Annotated in this window: 24 protein-coding genes and 1 tRNA gene; 15 read left to right on the top strand and 10 right to left on the bottom strand. The window is 57.6% G+C overall.

The window, feature by feature from the left end; all coding sequences use genetic code 11:
- Window positions 1-21 precede the first annotated feature (21 nt).
- The 3 genes from rnd to purM all read right to left on the bottom strand — a co-directional run bounded on the left by rnd (window position 22) and on the right by purM (window position 2921).
- A complete protein-coding gene (gene rnd / locus WA237_RS13010; protein ID WP_286905902.1) occupies window positions 22-1179 on the bottom strand; it encodes a ribonuclease D in 1158 nt (385 codons plus the stop codon).
- A gap of 105 nt (window positions 1180-1284) precedes the next feature.
- Window positions 1285-1878, bottom strand: a complete 594-nt coding sequence (gene purN / locus WA237_RS13005) for a phosphoribosylglycinamide formyltransferase (protein WP_336098149.1) — start codon at window positions 1876-1878, stop codon at window positions 1285-1287.
- Window positions 1875-2921, bottom strand: a complete 1047-nt coding sequence (purM, locus tag WA237_RS13000) for a phosphoribosylformylglycinamidine cyclo-ligase (RefSeq protein ID WP_009814687.1) — start codon at window positions 2919-2921, stop codon at window positions 1875-1877. Before purM ends, purN begins: the two co-directional genes overlap by 4 nt.
- 147 nt (window positions 2922-3068) lie before the next feature.
- Between purM and WA237_RS12995 the strand changes: the two genes are divergently transcribed.
- From WA237_RS12995 to rnk, 3 genes are all read left to right on the top strand, one after another.
- Window positions 3069-3145 (top strand) — tRNA-Ile (locus tag WA237_RS12995).
- A gap of 561 nt (window positions 3146-3706) precedes the next feature.
- Window positions 3707-4156, top strand: coding sequence for a hypothetical protein (locus tag WA237_RS12990; protein WP_336098147.1), 450 nt, complete (start codon window positions 3707-3709; stop codon window positions 4154-4156).
- Window positions 4157-4212: 56 nt separating this feature from the next.
- Window positions 4213-4620 carry a nucleoside diphosphate kinase regulator gene (rnk, locus tag WA237_RS12985; RefSeq protein WP_336098145.1) on the top strand — a complete coding sequence of 136 codons (408 nt, stop codon included), beginning with the start codon at window positions 4213-4215 and terminating at the stop codon, window positions 4618-4620.
- A 459-nt stretch (window positions 4621-5079) separates the two neighbouring features.
- On the opposite strand, the gene WA237_RS12980 is transcribed toward rnk, so the two are convergent.
- Window positions 5080-6054, bottom strand: a complete 975-nt coding sequence (locus WA237_RS12980; protein ID WP_336098144.1) for a LysR family transcriptional regulator — start codon at window positions 6052-6054, stop codon at window positions 5080-5082.
- 183 nt (window positions 6055-6237) lie between these two features.
- Here WA237_RS12980 and WA237_RS12975 point away from each other — a divergent pair, with 183 nt between their 5' ends.
- The 6 genes from WA237_RS12975 (at window position 6238) to WA237_RS12950 (ending at window position 11907) form a co-directional block, all read left to right on the top strand.
- Window positions 6238-7032, top strand: coding sequence for a transporter substrate-binding domain-containing protein (locus WA237_RS12975; RefSeq protein WP_336098142.1), 795 nt, complete (start codon window positions 6238-6240; stop codon window positions 7030-7032).
- A gap of 77 nt (window positions 7033-7109) precedes the next feature.
- A complete protein-coding gene (locus WA237_RS12970) occupies window positions 7110-7835 on the top strand; it encodes an ABC transporter permease (RefSeq protein WP_336098141.1) in 726 nt (241 codons plus the stop codon).
- Entirely contained in the window at window positions 7828-8502 is a 675-nt protein-coding gene (locus WA237_RS12965) for an ABC transporter permease (protein WP_336098140.1), read from the top strand. Before WA237_RS12970 ends, WA237_RS12965 begins: the two co-directional genes overlap by 8 nt.
- Window positions 8490-9245, top strand: a complete 756-nt coding sequence (locus tag WA237_RS12960; RefSeq protein WP_336098139.1) for an amino acid ABC transporter ATP-binding protein — start codon at window positions 8490-8492, stop codon at window positions 9243-9245. Before WA237_RS12965 ends, WA237_RS12960 begins: the two co-directional genes overlap by 13 nt.
- Window positions 9246-9290: 45 nt before the next feature.
- Window positions 9291-10781, top strand: coding sequence for a M81 family metallopeptidase (locus WA237_RS12955; protein ID WP_336098137.1), 1491 nt, complete (start codon window positions 9291-9293; stop codon window positions 10779-10781).
- Window positions 10774-11907 (top strand): NAD(P)/FAD-dependent oxidoreductase, encoded by a 1134-nt coding sequence (locus WA237_RS12950; protein WP_336098135.1) that lies wholly within the window; start codon window positions 10774-10776, stop codon window positions 11905-11907. Before WA237_RS12955 ends, WA237_RS12950 begins: the two co-directional genes overlap by 8 nt.
- Before the next feature lie 889 nt (window positions 11908-12796).
- Here WA237_RS12950 and WA237_RS12945 read toward each other — a convergent pair.
- Window positions 12797-13789: a hypothetical protein gene (locus WA237_RS12945; RefSeq protein ID WP_336098134.1), complete on the bottom strand. Its 993-nt coding sequence runs from the start codon at window positions 13787-13789 to the stop codon at window positions 12797-12799.
- Window positions 13790-14084: 295 nt separating this feature from the next.
- Between WA237_RS12945 and WA237_RS12940 the strand changes: the two genes are divergently transcribed.
- Together WA237_RS12940 and sigJ are read left to right on the top strand one after the other, a co-directional pair.
- Window positions 14085-14549, top strand: coding sequence for a carboxymuconolactone decarboxylase family protein (locus WA237_RS12940; protein ID WP_336098132.1), 465 nt, complete (start codon window positions 14085-14087; stop codon window positions 14547-14549).
- Window positions 14536-15420: an RNA polymerase sigma factor SigJ gene (sigJ, locus tag WA237_RS12935; RefSeq protein ID WP_336098131.1), complete on the top strand. Its 885-nt coding sequence runs from the start codon at window positions 14536-14538 to the stop codon at window positions 15418-15420. The genes WA237_RS12940 and sigJ overlap by 14 nt, the downstream gene beginning before the upstream one ends.
- A 345-nt stretch (window positions 15421-15765) precedes the next feature.
- On the opposite strand, the gene WA237_RS12930 is transcribed toward sigJ, so the two are convergent.
- The 3 genes from WA237_RS12930 to WA237_RS12920 form a co-directional block, all read right to left on the bottom strand.
- A complete protein-coding gene (locus WA237_RS12930) occupies window positions 15766-16962 on the bottom strand; it encodes an acyl-CoA dehydrogenase family protein (RefSeq protein WP_336098130.1) in 1197 nt (398 codons plus the stop codon).
- 179 nt (window positions 16963-17141) lie between these two features.
- Complete coding sequence (locus WA237_RS12925; RefSeq protein WP_336098129.1) at window positions 17142-18173, bottom strand: helix-turn-helix domain-containing protein; 1032 nt, start codon at window positions 18171-18173, stop codon at window positions 17142-17144.
- Between the two features lie 519 nt (window positions 18174-18692).
- Entirely contained in the window at window positions 18693-19187 is a 495-nt protein-coding gene (locus WA237_RS12920; protein WP_336098128.1) for a GNAT family N-acetyltransferase, read from the bottom strand.
- A gap of 411 nt (window positions 19188-19598) precedes the next feature.
- Here WA237_RS12920 and WA237_RS12915 point away from each other — a divergent pair, with 411 nt between their 5' ends.
- The 3 genes from WA237_RS12915 to WA237_RS12905 all read left to right on the top strand — a co-directional run bounded on the left by WA237_RS12915 (window position 19599) and on the right by WA237_RS12905 (window position 21223).
- A complete protein-coding gene (locus tag WA237_RS12915; RefSeq protein WP_093926257.1) occupies window positions 19599-19856 on the top strand; it encodes a YjhX family toxin in 258 nt (85 codons plus the stop codon).
- A 14-nt stretch (window positions 19857-19870) separates the two neighbouring features.
- Window positions 19871-20317, top strand: a complete 447-nt coding sequence (locus tag WA237_RS12910; protein ID WP_336098124.1) for a GNAT family N-acetyltransferase — start codon at window positions 19871-19873, stop codon at window positions 20315-20317.
- Window positions 20318-20698: 381 nt separating this feature from the next.
- Window positions 20699-21223: an AAA family ATPase gene (locus WA237_RS12905; protein ID WP_336098122.1), complete on the top strand. Its 525-nt coding sequence runs from the start codon at window positions 20699-20701 to the stop codon at window positions 21221-21223.
- Between the two features lie 354 nt (window positions 21224-21577).
- On the opposite strand, the gene WA237_RS12900 is transcribed toward WA237_RS12905, so the two are convergent.
- Both WA237_RS12900 and WA237_RS12895 read right to left on the bottom strand, forming a co-directional pair.
- Window positions 21578-21988, bottom strand: coding sequence for a GFA family protein (locus tag WA237_RS12900; RefSeq protein ID WP_336098121.1), 411 nt, complete (start codon window positions 21986-21988; stop codon window positions 21578-21580).
- A gap of 391 nt (window positions 21989-22379) precedes the next feature.
- Window positions 22380-23072, bottom strand: a complete 693-nt coding sequence (locus WA237_RS12895; protein ID WP_336098120.1) for an Abi-alpha family protein — start codon at window positions 23070-23072, stop codon at window positions 22380-22382.
- Window positions 23073-23789: 717 nt separating this feature from the next.
- Here WA237_RS12895 and WA237_RS12890 point away from each other — a divergent pair.
- Window positions 23790-25124 (top strand): DUF7933 domain-containing protein (locus WA237_RS12890; RefSeq protein ID WP_336098119.1); only part of this gene is annotated, 1335 nt, incomplete at its 3' end.

Raw genomic sequence — 25124 nt, 5'->3', positions numbered from 1 at the left:
AAGCGTTCAGCGCCCCTCGGCTCAGAGCTCAACCGCCTCAATATTCTGACCCTTGACGCGCAGCGCGATCTTGCCCTCGCAGAGCTTGAGCGCATCCTGCCCGAACACCTGCGCCCGCCAGCCCTTGAGCGCCGCGCCATCGCGCCGACCGCCCGCAATCGCGTCGAGATCCGACGCCGTGGCGATGAGCTTGGCCGCCACACCATATTCCTCGGATTTGCCCTTGAGCAGCACCCGCAGCATATCCGCCACCGCCGGGTTCACCTGCAGCTTGTCGTCGAGCCCCGCCTTCTGCGGCTGATCCTTCGGATCCATCTCGAGCCCGCGCTTCACAGCCGCGATAATGCCATCGGCAATCGCCCCCTTGCGCGCCTCGCGCAGCAAGAGCCGCGACCGGCCAAGATCGTCATAGCTCGCCGGTTTCGTCGCCGCGATCTCGAGCAGCGCATCATCCTTATAGACCCGGTTGCGCGGGATGTTGCGCTCTTGGGCATGGGCCTCGCGGAACCGCGCCAATTCGCGCACGATGGCGAGGTAACGCCCGGAATTGTTGCGCGTCTTGATCCGCTGCCACGCATCCTCGGGCCGGGTGATATAGGTCGCCGGGTCCATCAGCGTGCCAAGCTCTTCCTTGACCCAGGCATCACGGCCGGATTTTTCCAGCTCGGCGGCGAGATATTCGTAAATGCGCCGCAGATGGGTCACATCGCCCAGTGCGTATTTCTTCTGCGCCTCGCTCAGCGGACGGCGCGACCAATCGGTAAAGCGCGAGGATTTGTCGAGCTGCTCCTTGGCGATCCGCCGCACCAGCGTCTCATAGCCCACCTGCTCGCCAAAGCCGCAGACCATCGCCGCCACCTGCGTGTCAAACAGAGGCTGCGGGATCAGACCGGCATCGACATAGAAAATCTCGAGGTCTTGACGCGCCGCGTGGAACACTTTGACCACGTTTTCATCGCGAAACAGCTCGTAAAGCGGTTCGAGCGACAACCCCTCGGCCAGCGGGTCGACCAGCACCGCCCCCTCGTCATCTTCGCCGGGCATGGCAAGCTGCACGAGGCAGAGCTTGCTGTAATAGGTCCGCTCGCGCAGGAACTCTGTATCGACGGTGACATAGGGATGTTTGCGCGCCTCTTGGCAATAGTCGGCAAGGGCGTCGGTGGTGGTGATGGTGATCATATCGGCTCGAATGTTGAGGGCGCCATCGCGGCGGCGGTGGCCCCGTATAGTGGAAATGCAGCGGAATTCAAATAACCTTGGCCCGCCCCGCCCGGATCGTCCCGATCATGGCAAAAATACCGGGGTCTTGTCGCCGGCGGCAAAGCGGCGCAGCACCTGCGGATAGAGGATATGTTCCTGTGCCAGAACCCGCGCCGCGAGGGTCTCGGGCGTGTCACCCGGCTCGACCGGCACCCGCGCCTGCCCCAAAAGCGGCCCGGCGTCGAGCTCGGCAGTGACCTCATGCACGCTGCAGCCGGCCTCGGTGTCGCCCGCCGCCAGCGCCCGCGCATGGGTGTTGAGCCCGGTGTATTTCGGCAAAAGAGACGGGTGAATATTGATCATCCGCCCGTCCCAGCGGCGCACGAACCCTTCGGTCAACACCCGCATGAACCCCGCCAGACAGAGAATATCGGGCTGCGCTTCACAGATCCGCGCGTGCAGCGCCTCCTCAAAGCTGGCCCGGTCGCCCTTGTGGGGCCGGTGATCGACCACCGCCGTCTCGACGCCGCGCGCCCGGGCCTTCTCGAGCCCGCCCGCCTCGGCGCCATTGGCCAGAACCAGCACCGGCATGGCCGGGTGATCCTCGCCCATACTGTCGACGAGCGAGACCATGTTCGACCCGCCCCCCGAGATCAGGATGGCGACGCGTTTCTTCACTTGAGACTGCCCGAATAGGCGACGCCCTGCCCCGGCACCACTTGGCCGATGCGGTAAACGGTCTCGCCCGCCTCGCTGAGCAGCGCGCTCAGCGCCTCGGCCCGGTCCGCCTCGACCGACAGGATCATGCCGATGCCGCAGTTGAAGGTCTTGAGAAGCTCGGCCTCTTCCATGCCGCCGGTTTCCGCCGCCCAGGCGAACACCCCCGGCAGCTCCCAAGCGCCAAGGTCGATCTCCGCCCCCAGCCCCTCGGGCAGGACGCGCGGCAGGTTCTCGGTGAGACCGCCCCCGGTGATATGCGCCAGCGCATGCACGCCACCGGCCCGCACCGCCTCGAGCGCCTGACGCACATAGAGCCGCGTCGGCGTCAGCAGCACCTCGCCAAGGCTGCCCTCGGCCCAGGGGCAATCCGCCTCCCAGCCAAGGCCCGAGATCTCAACCAGCTTGCGCACGAGGCTATAGCCGTTGGAGTGCACCCCGTCCGAGGCCAGCCCCAGCAGCACATCGCCCTCGACCACACCCGCCGGCAGATCCGTGCCACGCTCCATCGCGCCCACGGCAAAACCCGCCAGATCGAAATCGCCATCGGGATACATGCCCGGCATCTCTGCCGTCTCGCCGCCGATCAGCGCACAGCCCGACCGGACACAGCCCTCGGCAATGCCTTCGATGATCCGCGCGGCCTGCTCCGTCTCGAGACGGCCAGTGGCGAAATAATCGAGGAAAAACAGCGGCTCCGCGCCTTGGCACACGAGGTCATTGACGCACATGGCGACAAGGTCGATGCCGACGCCATCAACATGGCCGGTGTCGATCGCGATGCGCAGCTTGGTGCCCACCCCATCGGTCGCCGCCACCAGCACTGGATCGACATAGCCCGCGCCCTTGAGGTCAAACAGCGCGCCAAAGCCGCCGAGCCCCGACATCACGCCGGGCCGCGCGGTCCGCTTGGCTGCGGGTTTGATCCGATCCACGAGCGCATTGCCCGCGTCGATATCCACCCCTGCATCCGCATAGGTGATCCCGTTCTTTCCTGATTGCATGGCCGCGCCCCGCTGCGTTTATCCGTGTTGGCAGGGCGATAGACCAATGCGCGGCCAATATCAACAAGGCGCTGCGCCCCCACGCCCTGTGACGCGCCAATGCCATCTTGACGCCCCGCCCCCGCCAGCCTACCAAACGCCCCAGGCGGGCCTGTAGCTCAACTGGTTAGAGCAGAGCGCTCATAACGCTTTGGTTGGGGGTTCAAGTCCCTCCGGGCCTACCAAAAACCGCCAAAAACTCAATAAAATCAATGCACCAAGTGTACCGCAGCGTGGCAGATGCGCCTTAGGGAAATCAATAACTTAAGAAGCAGGTGTACCACGCAAATTACCTGTAGCGGGCCTAATGTCCATGCTGATCTCTCATACACGTCGAGAGTCTTTGAGGTTTTACTGTGCAAAGGAAGTAACCCCACCCGGCGCTAGACATTCCGATCAGAAGCGTCATGACTTGGCTGAGGTGTTGATCCCGGCTTCACTTTGCGGTGTCTCTTCATTATCGCCTCTATGCCCATACTAGAAGAAGCCGCTAAGGGTCAGTTTGTAACCACGCAGTACGAGTTGATTTGAGCTTCAAGTTGCTCCTCTCAGTCCTACAGCACATACGAGGATTGACAGCCCGGTGCTACACGGTAGGTTTAAAGTATGGTTACGCATGAAAATCACTTTCGGTTTCTGCTTCTGAACCGCCCCCGTCCCCGGGTGGCGTGCGTTTAGGCGCATCTTCGACCCCCGGGGCCTCTCAAATACATTCTTGAGACTGCGATCCTTTCCGGGGGATGATCATGCACAGCACCAATTCCGCCCATCAGCCTACCGGCGATGCCTATCGACCTACGTTCAAGTGTCCTTCTCTGAAGGGCCGCTTCCAGCTGACCCGCGCCGATCGGATCGGGGTTGAACGCCTATTGAACCTAGGCCTCACGGCGGAATGCCCAAACCCGGCGCTGATCGAAGGCTTTTTACGCCACAAGCTGCGTCTTGCTCGGCCCGCACCGGAACCAGCGCCGTCTAACCTCGTCACTGTAGGTAAGCATCTCACTTTCATGACCAGCGACGGAAAAACCTGCGAAGGTATACTGGCACTAGCTCCAATCGAGAAAGAAGGGTGCATTCCTCTGACTTCATTTCTGGGAGCAACGATGCTGGGCATGCACAAGATGCAAAAAATGCCCTTGCTGCGCGAGGACGGCTGGATTGGCACCCTCGTGGTGTTGGACGTGCGAAAAACTTGAAGCAGCACCTGTACAGCTCTCCATAAATAATTGAATCACCTCAGAGAAGATACCCTATGCCTGTTCCCTCCCAACCCCGCCGTCCCCGCCGTCCCAAGATTGTCATCAGCAGCAAGCGGCTCACAGAGCTTGAATCCCTTTCTGAAAAGTTCGTGCGACGGGATCCAGAGCTCGCCGAACAATTAATTGAGGAACTAGGCCGCGCGCGCATTGTCACTCCATCCCGGCTTCGGCCTGACGTCGTCGATCTCGGGCGTCAGTTCACTTACCGCGACGAGTCCGCCGGCAAGGACCATAGCGTCACCCTAGTGCTCCCCCAGGATGCCGACATTTCCAATGGCCGCATATCCGTCATGACCCCCATCGGCATTGCTCTGATCGGGTTGGCAGAAGGTGCAATGTTCCATTGGGAAACTCGTAACGGGCATCGACGCGAACTGAAGATCCTTAAAGTGTGCCAGTGAAGGTAGGACACCAGACAAGGTATCGGAGATGGAACGCAAAAACATAAGGTGCAGCAAAAACCATGCGCGGCCCGGGGGGTGCGGTTCCATGTTTTAGACGGCATGCCGCGCCGCCCGGGATTGATGCCGCCGATGTATCGGCACACCTTGTTCAGCCCGGAGATATGTTATGTCCCTCCACCTTCCCTCCAAATGCCCGTCCTGTGCCGCCGCAGTCCCGCGTGCAGCAGCGGGGCGTTGCCCAAGCTGTCGTCAACCCTTTGCTCGCCCTTTGCATTGCCCCACAGTCAAATGCCGCCGGTGCAGCACGCCCATTCCGCTGCAGGGGGCCTCCGCTCTCACATGCGCCAAATGTCGCGGAAGCCGGCCCTCATGATCACCCCGACAACAGGCCACGGTCTACTTACGCGATCGAGCACGGCGAGACACGAAAGTCGTTTTTGCCGGCTGCGCTGCGCACTAAGATCGGCTCTGCGAAGAAAGCGAACTTTGCAAAGTCGTGGTGGCACGAAGCGGGGCGCTTTCGCGCTGGATGATTTCGACCTGTTGCTCTAGCCACCTCTGGAACAGCCCGATGACCGGATGCGACGCTGCGCGATCTGTCTTGTAAATAAACTTGTACGAGGTCTTGGGACGCAGACAGAGATCCGACAGGATCGCGATGCGGCCACGCGCGACATCCCCCCTGATCAGTGAGCGCTCTGCCATGCCGATCCCTTGACCGGATCGGACGGCTTCGAGGATTGTATGCTGATCGTCAAAGATCAGATTTTGCGAGGTGGCGGGTCCGTCATATCCGAAGGTTTCCAACCAGCTCTGCCAATCGTTCATGTCCCGGTAGTGCAGGCGCGCGACGTCCGGCCGCGCAATGATGCGGGCCAGATCGTCGCCGCTGGCCAACAGATCGGGATTGCAGATCAGCACCAGATTTTCCTTAAGGATTTCGACAGAGGCCGAATTTGCCGGAGGGTGCAGGCAGTATTTGATCAACACGTCTTCGCTTCCCAAGGAGGCCGAGTCAGGATCAAGGTTGTTCAGGTGAAGCTGAATGCCTGGATTGGCGCTGAGAAATTCCGAAATTCTGGGGGCAATCACCTTCATCGCGAAGAAAGGTCCACTACGGACGCGTAGAACCTGGGCGTCTCGTTTCTGGCCGATCAGTGACAACGTCTCGCCAATCTCGTCAAAGCTGCGCTGACAGACATCACGCAGGAGTTTTCCTTCTAGCGTCAACGACACGCCCTTGCCGCTCCGGATGAACAGATTTTTGCCGAGCCGGTCCTCGAGCAGTTTGATCTGATGGCTGATCGCGCCCTGGCTGACCGACAGCTCTTTGGCGGCGAGGGTAAAGCTCAGGTGACAGGCGGCCGCCTCGAACGCACGGAGGGCCCGCAGGTTGGCGAGTTGGCCGCGCGTGGTTCGGCCTTGGGGCATGGTATTAGTTTCTCTCATGGGGCAAATAGTTCTTTTGCTTTGAAATATCGGGGTAAATCATTTTTATGCTTGCCTCATATGCGGCTGCCCGCTGGATGAGGCGCCTGCATAATAATAATGCCTCTGCAGGGCGGTGGCAAAACAAACAATGGGTCTGGGACATGGCCCGAGGGAGAGATGACAATGTTTGCACTTCTAAAAAATTCCGCGTTTGTGGTCGCGGCGTTCGGAATTGGCGCTGGTATGGTGCAGGCTGATACACTCCGCCTGGGGACCGAGGGGGCCTATGCGCCGTTCAATTCGGTTTCCGAGAGCGGCGAGCTCCATGGTTTTGACATTGATATCGGCAATGCGATCTGTGCCGAGCTGGAGACGACCTGTGAATGGAGCACCCATGATTGGGGCGGCATTATCCCGGCGCTGAATTCCGGCAAGTTCGACGTGCTCATCGCCTCGATGGCCATCACCGAAGCCCGGATGGAAGAGGTCGCTTTTTCCGACCCTTATTATTTCAACACGATGCGCTTTGCGGCGCTCAAGGATCTAGGGCTTGAAGATGCCACGCCCGAGACGCTGAGCGGGATGGTTCTGGGCACCCAGGCGGGCGGTGTCGCCAGCAAGGTACTAAATCAGTATTTTCCCGACAATGATATCAAGCTCTACCCCAAGCTGGGGGAAGCGTTTCTGGATATGGAGAGCGGCCGCCTGGACCTGGTGCTCGAATCGAAGTTCGCGCTGGGCGACTGGATGGCCGATGGGGTCGATTGTTGTGAGTTCGTCGGTCAGGATTTTCTGCTCGACGGGACGATTGGCGCCGGCATGGCCTTTCGCAAGGATGAGACGGAGCTGCGCGATCGGGTGAATACGGCGCTGGCCTCGATTATCGAGAACGGCACCTATGATGAGATCCGCGCGAAGTATTTTGACTTTGAGATCCGTGACAAGCCGATCGCCGTGAGCGAGCTGTTCGGTCAGTAACTCTTGGGCAAATGTCAGGTGTGGGCGCGCCTTGGCGCCGCCCAAACCTGAACCCGAAATAGATGAGGCATGGCACTATGGATTGGCTGGCGCTGCTTGCCTTTGGGGATACGGGCTGGGGTGATGAGTTGCTTCATGGGCTGGGCGTCACGCTCGCCCTGTCGCTGGCGACATTTCCCGTCGCGATTTTTCTGTCCTTCGTCATCCACTGGGCCAAGACATCGAAGCGGCGGCCCGTGCGTGTCGTAGCACATGGGTATACGACCATTTTCAAGACGCTGCCGGAAATCCTCACGCTGCTGATCCTTTATTATCAGTCGCAGGCGGTGGTGAACTGGGTGGCCGATTTGATCATGCCGGGAAGCCATCTGGCGATGTCGCCCTTTCTTGCCGGTCTGATCGCGCTCAGCCTTGTGATCAGCGCCTATGGCAGCGAGGTGGTGCGGGGCTCGTTGAAAGCGATAGGCAAGGGGCAGACCGAGGCCGCGCAGGCGTTGGGCCTGTCGCGTTTCCAGACATTTCGCAAGATCCTGCTGCCGCAACTGTGGCGCCATGCCCTGCCCGGTTTTGGCAATCTATGGGTGATCTTGCTCAAAGACACGTCGCTGGTGTCCATCATCGCGCTGAGCGATCTGGTGCATGTAGCAACGTTGGCGATCAACACGACGCGCGAGCCGTTCTTTTTCTACCTGGTCATCGGCGGCATTTACATCCTGCTGGTTGCCCTGTCGACCCGTCTACAAAAGACGTTGGAGCGGCGGGCCTCGACGGGGATCTCGCCGGTGGAGGCACGCGATGTTTGATCTGTGGTTCAATTTTCGCGAGCTTTGGCTAGACGGCATTGTCACCACGGCGTCGCTGACCGTTTTGGCAGTCTTTTTCGGGTTCTTTCTCGCGATACCCATCGGGGTGGCCCGGGCGAAATCCTCAGGGGTTCTGGGATGGCTGGCGTTGGGATATGTGAACCTGTTTCGCGGGATGCCACTGCTGGTGCAGCTGTTTCTGGTCTATTATGGGCTTGGCCAGTTCAACAGCGAGCTGCGTGCCCTCGGCCTTTGGTGGATTTTCCGCGATGCCTGGTATTGTGGGCTGTTGGCGCTGGTGCTGAACACCGCCGCCTATCAGGCGGAGATCATTCGCGGCAGTCTTCAGACGATCCCGGCGTCGGTGCATGAGACCAATGCCGCGCTCAACCTCACACGTTGGACCGCGTTTCGTCAGGTTTTGCTGCCGATTGCCTTTGCCAAGGCGCTGCCGGCGATCGGTAATGAATTTATCCTATTGCTCAAGGCGACATCATTGGTGGCGATCATCACGGTGTTCGATCTGATGGGGCAGGCGCGCTTTGTTTTTTCCGAGACCCTCGATCTGCGCGTCTATTACGTCGCCGCCCTGCATTATCTGGTGCTGGTTCTGGCGATTGAATGGGTCCTGCGCCGGGTGGAAAGGCGGTTCGCATGGATGGCATGATGCAAGAGATCCCAGCAGTTCATTTTGCCAAGGTGAACAAGAGTTTCGGCGCGTATCACGCCCTGCGCGACATTGATCTGAGCGTCGCCCAAGGCGAAAAGATCGTGGTCTGTGGTCCCTCCGGATCAGGGAAATCCACGCTGATCCGCTGCATCAACCATCTGGTTGTGCCGCAATCCGGGAGGCTTGCCGTTCTGGGGATCACGGTCGATGACGACAAAGGTGCCTTACGCCGGATCCGGGCGCAGGTCGGCATGTGTTTTCAGCATTTCAATCTCTATCCGCATCTCAGCGTTCTCGACAATTGCATGCTATCGCCGGTTCACACCCTTGGGATGCCCAAGGCAGAGGCACGCGAGATGGCCATGGAGTTTCTAGGCCGCGTGCGCATGCAGGATCAGGCGCAGAAATTCCCGTCGCGCCTGTCAGGTGGGCAACAGCAGCGCGCCGCAATCGCGCGCAGCCTGTGTATGAAGCCAAAGATCATGTTGTTCGATGAACCGACATCCGCGCTCGACCCTGAATCTATTGGCGAGGTGTTGGATGTGATGGCGGAGCTCACGGATGCGGGCATGACCGTGCTCTGCGTCACACATGAAATGGGGTTCGCGCGCAAAATCGCGGATCGCATCGTCTTCATGGAGACGGGCCGTATCGTCGAGATCGCTCCGCCTGAAGACTTCTTTGCCAATCCGCAGCACGCGCGGTCACGCCAATTTTTGAAACAGGTGGCGCCGATCTGACGCCGGGTTGACCCGCCCCCATATGATGGCATCAAAGGACATAGAATGACGTATCGCGTCGCGATTATAGAATTTATAAACGAAAGCAACACTTTCACCGTGACCCGCACGGGGATGAAGGATTTTCGTGCGTCGCATTTCTTTCAAGGTGACGAGATCCCCGCGAATTTCCAGGGCACCGGATCCGAGGTGGGCGGCGCAATCGAGGTGGCCGACGCGGAGGGCTGGCAGCCGGTCTATATCACCGCTGCCCATGCCGAGCCGGGGGGTGTGGTCACAGAGGAAGCGCGCCAAGTCATCACCAGGGAATGCCTGCATAGACTGGCCGAGGGCGGTCCCTTTGATGGCATTTTCGTCGCCCTGCATGGCGCGATGGTGACCGAGACCGATCAGGATGGGGATAGCCAGTTTCTACGCGAAATTCGTGGGGTGGTGGGCTATGATGTGCCTCTGGCCATCACGCTCGATCTGCATGCCAACATTTTTGACGAGCTAGCCGAATTGGCCAATATCGCCGTGTCGTTCCGGACATACCCACATGTCGACATGCGCGAAGTCGGGGTCGAGGCTTGCATGATGTTGCACGCTGCGATGGCTGGCGAGATCAAGCCCCGCATTGCCATTCGCAGGCCGCCGATGCTGGTTGGCTGCGACGATGGGCGCACCACCGAGAACGGCCCGATGTGCCGCCTGCTGGAGAGTGCCGCGCGCGAGAGGGCAGCAGCGGGGATTTTGAACGTCGCAATCAATGCCGGGTTTACCGATGCGGATGTCTGGGCCACCGGACCTTCGGTCCTGGTGACGCATGACGCGGGCGCACAGACTGAGGCCGCCACCGCGGCGCAGCGGATCTGTGATGAGATATGGGCCTATAGGGATCAGTGGGAAAAGCCCATCGGTTTGGCTGAGTGTATGGAACTGGTGACGTCGGCCGCAACGTCGGACAAGCCCATCGTGATCGCGGACTATTCGGACAATCCCGGATCAGGGGCCTATAGCGATTGCACCGCGCTTATCAGCGCTTTGCTGGATGCAGGGGTCCAAAATGCGGCGGCAGGCGCGTTGCTCGACCCGGATGCGGTGGCAGAACTGGTGAAACACGGTGTCGGGGCAAATGTGACCCTTTCCATCGGCGGCAAGATTGACCCGCGTGTCGGTGGAGGTCCTCTGGAGGTCACCGGTCGCGTCATGGCGATCAGCGATGGGCGGTTCAAGTTTGAAGGCCCGATGTTTACCGGACTTCCCGGCTCGACAGGTGAGAGCGCTTGTTTGCGGGTTCAAGGGCTGGATATCATGATCGTGTCCGACCGGATGCAGATGCTCGATCGCAATATCTTTCGGGTGGTCGGCATTGAGCCGATCGAGAAATCCTTGTTGGCGGTGAAATCCATGCAGCATTTCAAAGGGGCCTTTGCACCGATCGCGTCGCAGATCATCGTCACCGACGCCGGGGGGCTCTGTACGCCTGATGTCACCGCGCGGAGCTATTCACGGCTGCGGCGTCCCATTTTTCCACTGGATAAGATCAATGACTGAGATTCATGACATAGCCATTGTCGGCGGCGGCATCGTTGGCGCGTCGCTTTTGCATTTTCTCGATGGCGCCCGGTCTGTCATCTTGCTCGAACAGGAGGCGGCGGTTGGCTATCATTCCACGGGCCGATCGGCGGCGGAATTTACCCGTCGCTTTCACTCAGAGCCGATCGGGCGGCTGACGAGTGCCAGCGCAACTTTCATGATGTCCCCGCCGACAGGGTTCAGCGAGGCCGACCTATTGCGTCCGCGCGGCAATCTGATCGTGGCGGATGCGGAGAAGGCGGATCGGCTGATGGCGCTCTTTCACCAGGAACAGGCCGCCGGTCCGGCAGCCGCATCTCCTGTCGAACTGCTCGAGATCGACGGCGCGCTCGAGAAATGTCCGATCCTTGATCCCAATTGGCTCAAGGCGGCGCTTTTCGATCCGGATTGCTGGGATGTCGAGGTCGAAAGCCTGTTGCAGGGTTATCTGCGCAGCGCGAAAGCCAAGGGCGCGGTCGTGCGTCAGTCCTGCCAAGTGACAGCGGCGCGGCGCGAGGGAGGGCATTGGCTGATCGAGACGACGCAGGGCGCGCTGCGCGCGCGATGCGTCGTCAATGCGGCTGGCGCCTGGGCCGATCCTGTGGCGCAGCTGTTCGGGGCCCGCCCCTTGGGTCTGACGCCGCACCGTCGCACGGCGATCAACGTCGAAGCGCCCGGTTATGATGTCGGGGCCATGTCTGAAGTCTGTGAGATTGACGAGCTGTTCTACTTCAAGCCGGACGCAGGTAAACTGATGGTTAGCCCTGCGGATGAGACACCTGTCGATGCGCATGATGTGCGCCCCGAAGAGTTGGATATCGCCTATGCGGCGCATTATATAGGCGAAGTCACGAGCCTCGATGTCAGGCATATCGCCCATAGCTGGGCCGGGCTGCGGACCTTCGCATCCGACCGCTTGCCGGTGATCGGAACCAGCCAGGAGGTTGAGGGGTTTTTCTGGCTCGCGGGGCTGGGGGGCGCCGGTATTCAGACATCGCCGGCTGTCGGTCAGATTGCCGCCGCGCTTTTGCGTGCCACGCCTCTGCCCGATAATCTGTGCCAAGCCGGCGTTGATGTGACTGCGTTCAGCCCGGACCGCTTTTGACCTCAACTTCTTAATAGGCAGGTGTTAAGCAATCCTGCTCGCTTGGATTAGCTATTTAGCATCGCCATTTCTTACAGAGGTTTTCAAGAATTCTGGTGCAGCTGGCAAGAATGGGAAGGCTTTGCCGGCGAAACGTTCCTTCCCTGCCCTACATTGCTTGATCGAGCATTTTTATGGCTCGCCTAGCATCCTTGAAGGCGAAAATCAACTGAGCCAAGCATAGCTTACCGCCGCATGGGCCTGTCATACGTCTGCTTAATCAGTTTGATGTTGCGTAGAATCAAATCACTTCGTCCGGATAGGGCAAATCATCAAGAGCCACGTTTATGAAATCAGGAGCGGGGGTGTTAGTAAATCGGACTGCCGGTACATGTGTTCGGCCCTCCGCAATCGCTTTTACAACCCGATGCATACCATCCATCAGCCGACCTTCTGCGCAAATGATTATGGGATGCGATGGATCGAGCTCCATTATTGAGGTAAGGTGAGAAGCTATTGATCGCGGTGTTGGCACAGTATCACTGTGGTCATACCACCAGTTTTCGTCCACTTCGCTAATATAATTTGTTGGGATCAATTCCACCTCGAAGTCACGCGAAGCGCGAATTAGGCGGTGCACATCCCAGATGTGCCGATCCGATCCGACCTGGCGAGCGTGGTACTGTTTTCGTATGAGTTTACTTTCCACGCCATCCATAGCTGTTTGGTTGCAAGGTATTCAAATAAGATGCAACAGCCCTTTATCGATATTCGCAAGCCGGCCTTGGTGCAATGTGCAGCATCTGTCACTCTGGGCGAAAGGACGTAAGGCTGCGCACACGCGCGGCAGACGAACCGGCCTTTACAAACTTACGAGAAGGCTCACGGCAAGCCCTTGCGGGGGCGATCCTTAATGCGACTGGCTCACAAAATATATGCGGTCCACCCGTTTGTCTTGTCCGAAGTCGATCACCATCGTCCATTCGGGATCACTGACAGGATTGTTCGAACAGACATGAGCCGTGAAGCTCTGCGATGTGGCCGTGTAGCCGTTCGGCACGCGTCCCAAGAGCCGGATCACTTCTCCGCGCGTTATCCCAACCCTCAACCCCGATGGCATCTCCCAACTAGGCGATGTGGTGGACATCGCGAACACGGCGTCTTGGAAAATGTCGATATGCATCCCAACGAGGTACAAGCGATCGATGGCCTCACCGCGTCCGTCAGGGTCTTCGATTGTCTCTGGTGATCCAAGTTTGCCGAGTGCGCTCAAGCTATCGCCCATGTGCACTCCCCCTAAACTGAATTCGCTCACAGGCAGGCAATACTCAATGACGCTTTCGTAGCTGATCTCTTGCAAAACAGAGGTGGGCGTTGGCTGAATGTCATCGGACACCCACGTGAACGAAAAGGAATCCCACGATTGGCCCGCCGCCAATTTAATGTCGTGGATCCCGCCGCCGAAGCCATAGCTCACTGTCTCTGGTATGCACTCTAGGCTGAGGGCATGTTCACCACTTTCGGTCACTTCAACCCATCCGAAACGCCGCGGCTCTTGCTGCATGTCTTCTTCGGAAAACGGACGATCAAAGCCTCCGCCTATGTTGTAGGCGTAGTCTCCGTTGTAAAAGGTGACGCTCTCAAAAATCGAAACACCAGACCCCGACCACGGCTCAAAATCGACGCGCTCGATGGTTTCGGTCAACTGCAATCCAACGGCACCACCAATAGGCCCGTAGCGATAAGTTGCAACCTGTGCGTCGAAGCACACGAAAACTTCGGTATTCCGGCCCTCAATCTGGCACGAGGTGAAAGCCTCTTGTCCTTGTGGACATCCCGCTTGCGCTTGTGCAGTCAAAAACGCGCCCGCAAAAAGAAGATACACACCCACATTCATTTTCACTCACCCCCTTGAAGCCCTCATGAACGGCAACCGTCAGATGGTGATCAGGTTTCATTTCAAAGTCTAGCCAAAAGGCACTGAGTTTGACGCAAAACAGCCCAGCGCCGACATCCAATTCCGGATCACGGAACGGCATCGCAGCTCGCAGCCGCAAGTATAGGCTGCGACTGCGAGCTCCTATTAGAGCGGAAGGCCAAATCTGCAGAAGTTCGCGGCGACTCCACATTCCTTCTGCGTGTCACAATTTTCGGACCTGTTTCGTCTTGTAGGTATGGTCAGAGAAAAGGAGACAGTGATGACCCCTCGCATGAACTATATCAAAGCCGCACCTGATACGATGGAGGCGATGATGGCGGCCGAAGAGACGACGAGGCGCTTATCTCTCCCTCAAGCATTGCGCGAGTTGGTCAAGATGCGTGTGTCGCAGATCAACGGCTGTGCCTTCTGCCTGGACATGCACGCCCCGGTGGCGCGGCAAGCTGGCGTGACGCAGCAAAAGCTGGATGTGCTTTCGGCGTGGCGCGAAAGCCCCGCTTTTGATGATCGCGAGCGCGCTGCGCTGGCGTGGGCCGAGGCTTTGACGCGCATCGAGCAAACAGGTGTACCCGATGCTGAATACCAACACTTGGCGGCATCCTTCAATGAGCGCGAACGGGTCGAGTTGACCTTTGTTGTTACCATGATCAATTCATGGAACCGCTTTGCGGTTGGCTTTCGCACCATTCATACACTACGCCCGGATCAAGATGCGGCTGCCTGATCCCCATAGTCAGATTTTCGAGGAAGAGCGCCGCCGTTTGGCGGGGCTCGCCTATCGGATGACCGGGTCGGTGGCTGAGACGGATGATATTCTTCAAGAGGCGGTGATCAAGTTCCGTGGCGTTGCGTTGTCCCGCATTGACCACCCGACCCGGTGGTTGTCGACGGTCGTGATGCGCCTGTGCCTTGACCACCTGCGCTCCGCGCGGACGCGCAAGGAAACCTATGTCGGGGCATGGCTGCCCGATCCGTTAATCGCCGATCATTCCTCTGACGCGGAAAGTGATTGGGTCGAAACGGAGGATGTCGGTATCGCGCTGATCCTGACGCTCGACAGGCTGACCCCTGAGATGCGAGCGGCTTTTATCCTCCGCGACGCCTTCGACTATTCCTTCGGCGAGATCGCTATGCTCCTGGGCAAGAGCGATACCGCTTGTCGGCAACTCGTTTCACGCGCGCGTCGCAAATTGGCCGGCGCCGAACCAGCAGATCCGCCATCGCGAGCATTGAGCCATCCGCTTGTCGCAGCCTTCTGGGAGGCGAGCCGTCAGGGCGACATGGACCGCCTGCTCGCCCTATTCGCCGATGATATCGAGGTTCACACCGACGGGGGTGGCAAGGTCCCTGCGGCGCTCAACGTGTTGAAGGGGCCGCGCAACGCTGCCAGATTGTTCGCCGGCCTCGCCAGAAAGCGATCTTCTCCAGTCGGACCTTGCCCCGCGCTTCGGTGGATCAACGGATCTCCCGGCTTTGTCTCCGTCGAAAACGGCATCTTGCAGACAACCGCACTCTCAATTCGGAGCGGCCGGATACGGGCGGTATGGATCGTGAGGAACCCTGAGAAACTCGAACATATTCGAGAGCGGGGTTAGGCACAGAGGTTTCCCGGGCGCCGAGTAAGTTCGCGTATGTCGAGCAGCCCTGGGAATCTCTCTTAACGCTATACAATTTCGTTGAGGGACTCAAAACAGACCAGTCGCGGCGAAGTGATCGAGCTGCGGGCAGAGTACGCAACATAATGAACAGCGGCTACGAGTGCCTCGCGAACAGGCGGGACATACGTCTGCCTCTGACCAGTGCAAAATCACTCAAAAAAGTCTTGCTATGCAGGAGCCATTCACGCAGACCTTTGATGAATAGCGCAGCAATCTCGACAAAACAGTCGTTCACAATTGAATTATGAGCGACCGCTTCCAATCTCTATCGGTTAGGACCGTTTACTCAGCGGCAATAGCCTCTTCTGTTTCGCCAAACCCTCGGGGCACCGGCAAATCTGGCAGACTAGCTGCACGCTTTTGCAAGGCGCGCCCGATCACCACGCGGCTGACTTCCGTTGTGCCGTCAACAATTCGGAGCATTTGGGCAAGTCGGGAAAGACGATCCAAGCCGTAAGGCTGCAAAAGCCCCATCCCGCCCAAAACTTGGGTGCATGTATTGGCCGCCTTCACGGCAGCATCGGGAACAAAACGTTTGGCATGGGCGGCCATCAAAGGACCCTCTGGCGTGCCAAGCGCTTCGGCAGCTTTGCGGTAAAGCAGCTTTGAGGCTTCAAGATCGGTTGCCACTTCGCCCAGCATCCACTGGATTCCGTCCAAATCAAGGTTCTTGCCGCCGAACATCTTGCGGTTTTTGGAATAAGACAAAGCAGTATCAAGAGCGGCTTGCATCAAGCCACAGCAACCGGACGCAATAGAAACCCGTGCAATATCGATTGCCATAAGCGACCCTTGCAGCCCCTGACCAATCGGGAGGATGATGTTGTCCTCGCTTACAACTACCTTGTCGAGATACATCTCGGACATGGGCAGAAAGTTGTAGGATGGGGTGTCATAAAGCGGGCCAAAGCTGATGCCGGGGGCATCGGCGGGAATGGCAATCATCGCCATGTCCTTATGGCCGGGCGCGTCGCTGGTCTTGACCACGGTGAAATAGATGTCCGCCTCTGTCGCCAAGCTGACCCAGGCCTTTGCACCGCTGACTGTCCACGTGCCGTCACCGTTGATCGTCGCGCGTGTGTACATCTTCATTGGGTCCGAACCAGATTGAGGTTCAGTCAGCGCAAAGTTTGCAAGCTTGCGGCCCGACGTCAGGTCATGCGCCCATTTTTTCTTGAAGGCATCGGTGCCATAGCCACAGCCGGCAAAAGTGCAGATGTTATGCATCGAAATGGTAAAGGCATAGGCACCGTCACCAAGACCCAACTGCTCATAAACCTGAATGCCTTCTGACAAGGGTAGGCCCTGCCCCCCCCACTCTGGGGACGCATAAAGCCCCGTAAGTCCAGCAGCCCCCGCCTTGTCTGATGCATCGCGGGGCCACGCCTTTGCCGCGTTCCATGCGTCCACATTGGGGGCAATGACATCGGTGGCGTGCGCGCGGGCGGCGGTAAGAATAGCGTCGAGTTTGTCGGACATAAGATTGATCCTTGTGAGAGGCGCGTACTGTCGTATCCCGCCGTTTAAGAGCAGGCGAGGCTGAAACGCAAAAGGGTAAGATGCATGAGGGTGAACAGGTACTTGACTTGTATATTAACGCCACACCAAACGCGCATCTATCTTGTGAGATGACATATTATTGTCGAAAAGTGACAGAATCAGACACCTGCTGATGGCCCGCGCCGATAAGAACTGGGCGTGTTTCCTGTCCATCTCTGAAACGCTTTATGAAAATTGGCAGCCGACGAAAACCCCACCTCATGGGCAATTGCCTCGACAGAGTGCTGCCCCATTTGCAGATGTCGTATCGCAATATCGCGGCGCAAGGCATCCTTGATCGCCTGAAAGGTGGTGCCGTCGGCGTCTAACTTGCGGATCAAAGTGCGTGGGGTCATGTGCATGGCGCTTGCGGCACCCGTAAGGTTCGCATTACACCACTCCGATTCAGTCAGGTAGGTGCGAACGCGCAAAGACTGGGTGTGCTGCTGGGACCGTGTGAAAATCCAATCGCGCGGGGCATTTTCCAAGAAACGATTTAGATCTGCCGAACTCCGCGCCTGAACCGCCCCTAAGACATCCGACGGAAAGGAAATCGAGGTCGCCGTCTTTTCGAACTGAACCACCGCAGGAAAGACCACGGCATAGTCTTCGTCAAACGCAGGCCGCTCAAAAGCAAAACCGACCCCTGCGACAGGCACCTCGTATCTTGCAAGCCAGGACAGCAGGCCATGGGCGAGCTTGAGGATCAGCATATGTCCAAACCGTTGGGCTGTCTGATCACCTTGGGGATCCAGCCGCAGCGTCAATTCGCCTGTCGTTTCAATCAATGCGAATTGATAATCATCCAACAGCAGATTCCAGAACGTCGAAAACCGAAAAAGCGCAGAAGCCAAAGTCGTCGCTTCGCGTACCGACGTCAGAAGATGCTGCAAGGCGCGCGGACGAACCGGACGCGACCAAAGCCCCATCATTTCATCGCCCGTTTCGACCGCTGCAAGTTGGTACAAAGAAACGATCTGGTCCAACGTCACCCGCCCCTGCGATGGCACCTGATCTGGCATCAAGTCGGCTCGCTTTAGAAAAGCGCGGTATTCTGTCTCGCTGTAAAGCGGGTGCAACGCGGCCAGCCAATCTGCGATGAATTGGCGCGATACAGTTGAATAGAGCGTCGGTGCGGTTTCAGTGCCCATGCAGCAATGGGTATCACCGAACAATCCGTTGGTGAAGATTGGAGCGCGTCGACGTTTCGAACATTGGCGCTCGTTGCAATATTAATAAAACTGGGCTCAAAGCTGTCATGCGGCACACGAAGCTGGATCTTACAAGACAGGGCGTGACCGATCAGATGGCCACTCTCAGCCCTTACCTTCCGTTCGCTTCCTGGTCGAGTGCTGCAGCGCAGCTTCACCAAACCGATCGTTCACGCATGGCGCAGCATTCTCGAAGGGTGAAGGTCCGCTGAGCGGACATTCCTGCCGTTCGTTGCGATCGCAGTTCTCGCTGGGAACGCCAATCCCCCGTCAAGATCGACACCAAGCGTTCGTTTACCGCGCTTCGCGCCAGCGTCCAGCATGACAGCCATAGCCACCTGACGCTAAAGCGCGGTTTTTATGCGATTACCGTGATGCCACGCAATAGGTGCAGCAGTTTGTCCTGTTCTGCGGAGATCCTGAAGGCCTGGAGCACACTGAGTGGCAGCCCCGAATAACTTACTTAGTGAGCACCATGGAGATTTGCTCAAAAGGCAGTCCTTCGTCGTCGACAGGACGCCGACCGACCTCTCTGAAGCCCAGTTTCTCGTAGAAGGACCGGGTTCTCGAGTTCAAGGTATAGACCTCGAGCGATAGTTGTGGCTTCAAGGATAGCCCGTGTGAGATCAGCGCCCGACCGGCACCCATTCCCTGGGCTTGGGGCTTTACAAAGAGGCCGCCAATGGTCCTGTCGATCAAGCCGATGAAGCCCACAGGCTGATCGCTGAGACAGGCCACCCATGTCTCGGCTTGAGGAAGGTAGTAATCCGAAACGAGCTTGCTTTGCTCTCGCAATTTGTCTTCGCCCAGAAAGGCATGGGCTATTCGGGAAGCCGCGAACCAGATGCGGGTCAGCGCGGCGTTGTCTTCCGCCCGGTAGGGACGGATTTCGAGAGATGTATTGGTCATGGAGAAGGTCCAGATGGGGCGCAAATACGCAACAGAATAGGTCATCCGAAATAACTTCGAATGACATGGGTCAGATTGTTGTTGCTCAACCTCTGCGCATAAAGCTCCTTCTTTGGCTGTTGGCGGTCCTACCTGAACAGGGCGGAGAATGTCAACGCAGGCAGCGTCCTGCGCCGACCCAGCAGTGCCCAGCCGCGAATATACTGTGGCGCAGACGAAACACTGAGGCTCTTACAGAAAACCTCACTTGCTCTTAGGCCGCTGCCCCCCTAACTCGCAATCAGCATGGAGCGAATGGCCTCATGCAATGGAGATTTTATGCAAGAGCCCCGGGCCCGCGCCCGTTCCTGACCTTTCCAAGCCGGTAGGCCTCAGGAGCAACTGACACAACAAGGACACTTACGCGCATTGCTGAGTGATCCCGTTTCTGTGCTCTCATGAAATCGAGACTATCCATTGAATATATCAAAGCACGAACAGCGTGTTTTGCACGAACTCGCCCTTGGTGGAGCTATCCACTATGAACGGTGCGACAAGGGCAAGATCCGCGAAATCACCTGTTTCACACGCGAGGGACACGTCCTGACAGACTGCCCGCTCGACCTGTTCCAGCGTTTGAGACGACGCCGCTTCATCCGCTCGCAAAACGGACGCCCCTACCGCGTGACGCGGCTGGGGATCACCTCTGTGCGCGCGCAACTTAACCAACGCTAAAAGGATCAAAGACAATGAATGATACAACTGGAACCATCCGCCCCTACCTCGCCGAGGACGTTGAGGCGGTAATCGACATCTGGCAGCGGGCGAACGCCTTGGCCCATCCGTTTCTTTCCAAAGACTTCGTCGCCGAGGTGCATCAGGCGATGCGGGACGTCTACCTGCCCAACGCCGAAACCTATGTTCTGGAAAAGGGTGGGAACGTTGCCGGCTTCATTGCACTTATCGGCAATGAGATCGGCGGCCTGTTTCTCGATCCGGCGTTGCATGGGCAAGGCCATGGCCGGGCATTGGTGGACCACGCGGTCTCACTCAAGGGCCCACTGTCCGTAGAGGTCTTCCGCGACAACAAAATCGGGCGGCCCTTCTATGAGCGCTACGGGTTCGATTTCGTCGCCGACGAATTGCACGCGCCGTCCGGTCAGGTTAGCCGCAAAATGGCGATGCCGGGCGCGTAATCCTACGAAAATACTGCCCGCCCCCGTGAGTGGGGGCGGGCAAACCAACCTTCGTCGTGCGATCCCAAGCGGTTCCGTTCGTGACGATTGTGCTGTGTGAACTGAGTTTCTCGAATTGGGGTGCGCCCAACACCCATGCGAACTTTCGGCGGAGGGTGTTGAGGTAAAAAGCAATCCGCATTTTCTCTGGCGAGCCACGTATATCTGCGCAAGGCCAGTCTTTCTCGGGCGATTTCTCTGCGGCTGCGTTATGCTTGAGCAGTTCGCTCGTTAGAATGGGCTCACTGCCAACGTTTGCCGCACGACAGATAAAGGTTCGCACAGCGGACTTTGCTGCCGTTCGACTGGCGGGTTGCGCCGCCTCCATGATAGGTTCGCGGAATGAATATTTTAGTTTCTCTTTCCGGACTTCCCGGTGTCGGCAAAACGACCTTGGCAAGGAAACTGGCGGCGCTTACTCTGGCTGTTCATCTTCGTGTAGATTCCGTTGAAACTGCTTTGAAACGAAGCATCCTATGTATTCATCCCGCAGAGGATGCAGGATACTTGGCGCTCGCAGCAATCGCGGAAGACAACCTATTGCTTGGCCTCGACGTTATTGCCGACACAGTCAATCCTGTCGGAGTTTCACGAGAACTATGGACGAAGACTGCTTCTAACGGGGCGGCTCACTTGTTGAACGTCGAAGTCATCTGTTCCGATAAAGCGCTTCATCGAAAACGAGTCGAGACGCGTGTCAGCGACATCAACGGGCTTGTCGTTCCCAACTGGCACGAGGTTTCCAAACGAACCTTTGAGCCATGGCAGTGCGATCGCTTGATCGTGGATACCGCCCACGACTCAGTTGACGTATGCGCGTTTCTGATCGCCAAGGAAATGGACCGCTTGAGGTTTGTAGCTCAGTAAGTTTGGGCTCAAAGCCGACTTGCGGCGCTGCGGAACACGAATCTTGACCTTGCAAGAGACTACGCGACCGACCAAATGGCCGCTCACAGCCCTTTCAAGACATTCGAACCAGGGGCAGCGGGCACTCTGCCGCAAAGGCAAAAGATCTCGCAGGATTTCCCGGAAACGGACATTCCAAAGTCACAGAACCTGCGAGCTTGGCGGCGATCCCACGCTGCAAAAGCAATGGAAAGAACAGACCTTCGCCGCAGTTGCAGCGGCCGACCACCTTAGCACGCTGAGGGTGCGGACTTTGCTGTCATTCGCCAATCTGAAGTCCGGCTGTTTTCAGAGTTGCATCATCGGCTCGACCGTTCAGCCGGGAAGCCCTTCAATCCTTTCAATGGAGGCAAGGTCGTTATCCCAGTTCGCGCGACTGGAACAACAGATATGCGCGTTCGGTCGCATGTCTAACTGGCAATCGAGCGACCCAGCCGGGACCACGAGCAAACCAATTTCCGGCTGGGAAACCGGAAGCGCTGACCCGCAATGAGAGCAAAAGCTCTTCACATGGCGTGACCGAGATAGCTGGAATGTCCTGATCTGTTCTTCACCTGCAATCCAGGTGATCTTGGCAGCAGACGAAAACAGATTTGCCGAATGGGCTGAACCGCTGTCCTTACGGCAGCGGGAGCAGTGACACAGGAAAAAGCTCTCAAACACTCCCGATATGCGGAATTTTACCGCGCCGCAGAGGCATTGTCCGGTTGTCGGATTGTTATCCATTCGTACTCCTCTCGATACGAAAGCCACGTGCAGCTAGTCGCACTAATATCGATTGCCTTTTGTATCCGCGCCTTAGGTCAAGGTCAAAATAGGCACATAGCAGCCTTGCGCCGCCGCGGTGTCGGCGTTGCGGCGATACAGCGCCTTGTCATCGCCGCTGGATGACGTCAGTCAGCCCGAAGAGGACATGATCTGTGCAGCCGCAGCACCAGCGATTTTCCGAAGTGAGGGCGGGAAGCGGTCGTTCGCTGCGCAGCACCCCAACGGCAGGACTGCGCAGGAGGTGGACTGTGTAAAGATTGGATTGCCAGCAATCTTGAAGCAACGCGAGCGGCCCAAACCGGGCATTTAAGCAGTGCCAGCATGTTGTGGAACCGCCCGAAAAGCAAATCTACTTGCCGTCGTTCACGGCATAGTAGAAATCTAAGCCCAACCCAGTGACGCCAAATAGTTCCGTGTCTTTGTAAGAAGATACCGGATGTTCACCCATCGAAATGCCGCCCGTGACGACTCCGGGCTTTAACAACCCCAAACGGATCAAGTTGCGCACGGCATTCTCCACGACGTTCCCTGGAATCCCCGTGTTTTGCGACAACTTTTCCCGTGAGAAGAGACTTTTCTCCCTATTTTCCGCAATGGCCAAATATTCACGCACAACGAGGTCAAATATCTGAGTGTCAACCGGCTCCATATCGGCGAGCATCGAAGTAAAATTTCGCCGTATAGGCTTGTCGTAAGTCGCATCCCTCGCGTTTGTTAGCAAGTTTGCCCATTTTTCTTGAAGGACGGGCTCTTCTTCGACTGTTGCCTTCTCTACGATTGGCAATCCGAAAGCTACTGGCACGTATCGCTTTTCTACACCTCGCTCTTTCAGCTTTTGCTCTACGGCCTCCTGCAACTCAATAGCTTTCGTCAGGCGGTAATACGCGAGTTTGTCGCCAAGAATACCAATGGAGTTCGTAATAGCATTGCCGAAAGTGCCATCAAGAAATGAGGCAAGTTTCTTGACAGCGTCAACGGAAGTGTCGGCCGCCTCGGCGATGTCCTTAGCCTGCCTTCCTATGTCGGGATCTGTTCCAGTCAAATCTGCACCTATTCAAAAATACTTCCTGACCAATTTTACATATTTCCGGCTTGGATAAAGTGGGAATATCGGCCCCCTACACTCATTTTCGCTCTATTGGAAGCCTTCGTCTCGTGAAGGACGGCTTTCCATCCCCTCAGCTCGAAAGACATGCGGGAACACAGCGCCAGAGAGAATGTCAAGAACGGGCTGGGAGCGGTCATTAGACGTGTTTTTCACGAACGGCAGCAATGGGCCGATCGCTCCCTGCGCCGGCCTCGACGATCGCGGCTTTGCAAAGGTCACTATCTGCGCATAGCCGACCTTGGTGCGCGGCGCTTCATATGGGTTTGGGGTGCTGTGGCTTGAATGGCCGATTTTTGCCTGTTTAGCGTTGCACCTTCGTTCATGCAGCTAAGATCCGGTTTCCGACCGCAGTCTCAGTTTTTTGGATCCAGCCGGGAAAGCTAAGCCGAATGTCCGCATCCGCGGTGCGGCCAAGATGCTCTTACCTCCGCGGCGAACCTCGGCTCTTCGCCCCCAGTGCCGGTTTCCACACCGACAAGAAAGTCTAGCCAGATCACACTCTAGGCACGCAGTTCAAGCAAGTAAGGAAAATGTGATCGATTTGCTTCAGTCTAAAATTTAAGCAAATCAATCGAAACCATGGACTAAACAGGGGCCGCTGAATGGTACTAACAACCCCCTTGAAAGAAATCATTTTTTTAGGAGATTGGGATGGTCACGCTGATTGGTATCGCTCGTTTTCGCTTTTTCTTAGGTTTTGTCTGCTCGATATTTTGGATGCTTGCCTGCGCTGGCGTTGGCTATGCTCAAAGTGTGACCGTTTCAAACTTCCGGCTTCAATCGGACGGAACTTGCGGCGCGGGTGGGTCTTCGACCATGTTCCTTGCGAACGCCTTAGGCCCCACGGGTTCCTCTGATGGGGATTTCATGGGCAGTCCTGTCGACTGGATCGCATTCTACCTAACAGACTCAGCCGGTGTGATACTCGGAAGTGCAACGTTCAACGCGCCCGCAAATAGCTTTCTGGCAAATGATTTTTTCGGCACGGTTCAGACGCAGCCTACCGCACTCGGAAACTTTACCTTTTATGTCTATGATATCGATACCAACGCGACCGACCAGGCGATCGGCGCAACTTACGCTGCCAACGGCCGTCAGCTTGGCGCTGGCTCTTTCGACGCAGCTGCCTTGGACAGTGATTGCTCCAACATAGCTAGCGCTGACACCCCGCCGAGTTTCACAGCGGCTTTTGCACCCGGTACCATTGCCGAAGGCGGCACCTCCACCTTGACCTTTACCATCGACAGCACGGCCAATTCCAATGCTGCTACAGGCCTGAACTTCACAAACAACCTACCTGCAAATGTCACTGTGGCTACACCCGCCAACGCAACAACGACTTGTACAGGGGGGACGCTCACAGCCACAAGTGGCTCGGGCACAATCACCTATACGGGTGGTGCAGTTGGAGCCGGTTCGAGCTGCACTGTTTCCGCAGATATAACGTCCTCTGCTGGCGGCTCCTATAACAACACCTCTGGTGATTTGACGTCTAGTCTTGGAAACTCCGGGACAGCAAGTACCACGATTAACGTCACGGCCGTCCCGCCGACGATCACAATCGGCGCGCTATCGGGCCCGAGCGCTGGCACTTACACGGCCTCGATCACCCTCTCGGAACCAAGCACGAATTTCGTGGCGGGTGACCTCACCCTGACCAATGCCACCGCAACCCTTTCGGGATCCGGCACCAGCTATACCGCGACATTAACGCCTGTGGCTGATGGCCAGATCGCGCTGTCGGTCGGAGCGGGCAGCTTTACCGATGCTGCAGGCAACGACAACACCGCCTCCAATGAGGTGACAGCTGTCTTTGATGGAACACCGCCGACGATCACGATCGGCGCGCTATCGGGCCCGAGCGCTGGCACTTACACGGCCTCGATCACCCTCTCGGAACCAAGCACGGATTTCGTGGCGGGTGACCTCACCCTGACCAATGCCACCGCAACCCTTTCGGGATCCGGCACCAGCTATACCGCGACA

The organism is Roseovarius sp. CH_XMU1461 (assembly GCF_037027165.1).
Lineage (GTDB): Bacteria > Pseudomonadota > Alphaproteobacteria > Rhodobacterales > Rhodobacteraceae > Roseovarius > Roseovarius nubinhibens.
Note: the sequence above shows the minus strand (reverse complement) of the source record. Positions and strands in the feature narration are given on the sequence as shown.

What these genes read in the sequence shown, in the direction of transcription:
- rnd (WP_286905902.1), bottom strand. Translation starts at nt 1,179, where the DNA reads ATGATCACCATCACCACCACCGACGCCCTTGCCGACTATTGCCAAGAG.
- purM (WP_009814687.1), bottom strand. Translation starts at nt 2,921, where the DNA reads ATGCAATCAGGAAAGAACGGGATCACCTATGCGGATGCAGGGGTGGAT.
- WA237_RS12990 (WP_336098147.1), top strand. Translation starts at nt 3,707, where the DNA reads ATGCACAGCACCAATTCCGCCCATCAGCCTACCGGCGATGCCTATCGA.
- rnk (WP_336098145.1), top strand. Translation starts at nt 4,213, where the DNA reads ATGCCTGTTCCCTCCCAACCCCGCCGTCCCCGCCGTCCCAAGATTGTC.
- WA237_RS12980 (WP_336098144.1), bottom strand. Translation starts at nt 6,054, where the DNA reads ATGCCCCAAGGCCGAACCACGCGCGGCCAACTCGCCAACCTGCGGGCC.
- WA237_RS12975 (WP_336098142.1), top strand. Translation starts at nt 6,238, where the DNA reads ATGTTTGCACTTCTAAAAAATTCCGCGTTTGTGGTCGCGGCGTTCGGA.
- WA237_RS12970 (WP_336098141.1), top strand. Translation starts at nt 7,110, where the DNA reads ATGGATTGGCTGGCGCTGCTTGCCTTTGGGGATACGGGCTGGGGTGAT.
- WA237_RS12965 (WP_336098140.1), top strand. Translation starts at nt 7,828, where the DNA reads ATGTTTGATCTGTGGTTCAATTTTCGCGAGCTTTGGCTAGACGGCATT.
- WA237_RS12960 (WP_336098139.1), top strand. Translation starts at nt 8,490, where the DNA reads ATGGATGGCATGATGCAAGAGATCCCAGCAGTTCATTTTGCCAAGGTG.
- WA237_RS12955 (WP_336098137.1), top strand. Translation starts at nt 9,291, where the DNA reads ATGACGTATCGCGTCGCGATTATAGAATTTATAAACGAAAGCAACACT.
- WA237_RS12950 (WP_336098135.1), top strand. Translation starts at nt 10,774, where the DNA reads ATGACTGAGATTCATGACATAGCCATTGTCGGCGGCGGCATCGTTGGC.
- WA237_RS12940 (WP_336098132.1), top strand. Translation starts at nt 14,085, where the DNA reads ATGACCCCTCGCATGAACTATATCAAAGCCGCACCTGATACGATGGAG.
- sigJ (WP_336098131.1), top strand. Translation starts at nt 14,536, where the DNA reads ATGCGGCTGCCTGATCCCCATAGTCAGATTTTCGAGGAAGAGCGCCGC.
- WA237_RS12930 (WP_336098130.1), bottom strand. Translation starts at nt 16,962, where the DNA reads ATGTCCGACAAACTCGACGCTATTCTTACCGCCGCCCGCGCGCACGCC.
- WA237_RS12925 (WP_336098129.1), bottom strand. Translation starts at nt 18,173, where the DNA reads ATGGGCACTGAAACCGCACCGACGCTCTATTCAACTGTATCGCGCCAA.
- WA237_RS12920 (WP_336098128.1), bottom strand. Translation starts at nt 19,187, where the DNA reads ATGACCTATTCTGTTGCGTATTTGCGCCCCATCTGGACCTTCTCCATG.
- WA237_RS12910 (WP_336098124.1), top strand. Translation starts at nt 19,871, where the DNA reads ATGAATGATACAACTGGAACCATCCGCCCCTACCTCGCCGAGGACGTT.
- WA237_RS12905 (WP_336098122.1), top strand. Translation starts at nt 20,699, where the DNA reads ATGAATATTTTAGTTTCTCTTTCCGGACTTCCCGGTGTCGGCAAAACG.
- WA237_RS12900 (WP_336098121.1), bottom strand. Translation starts at nt 21,988, where the DNA reads ATGGATAACAATCCGACAACCGGACAATGCCTCTGCGGCGCGGTAAAA.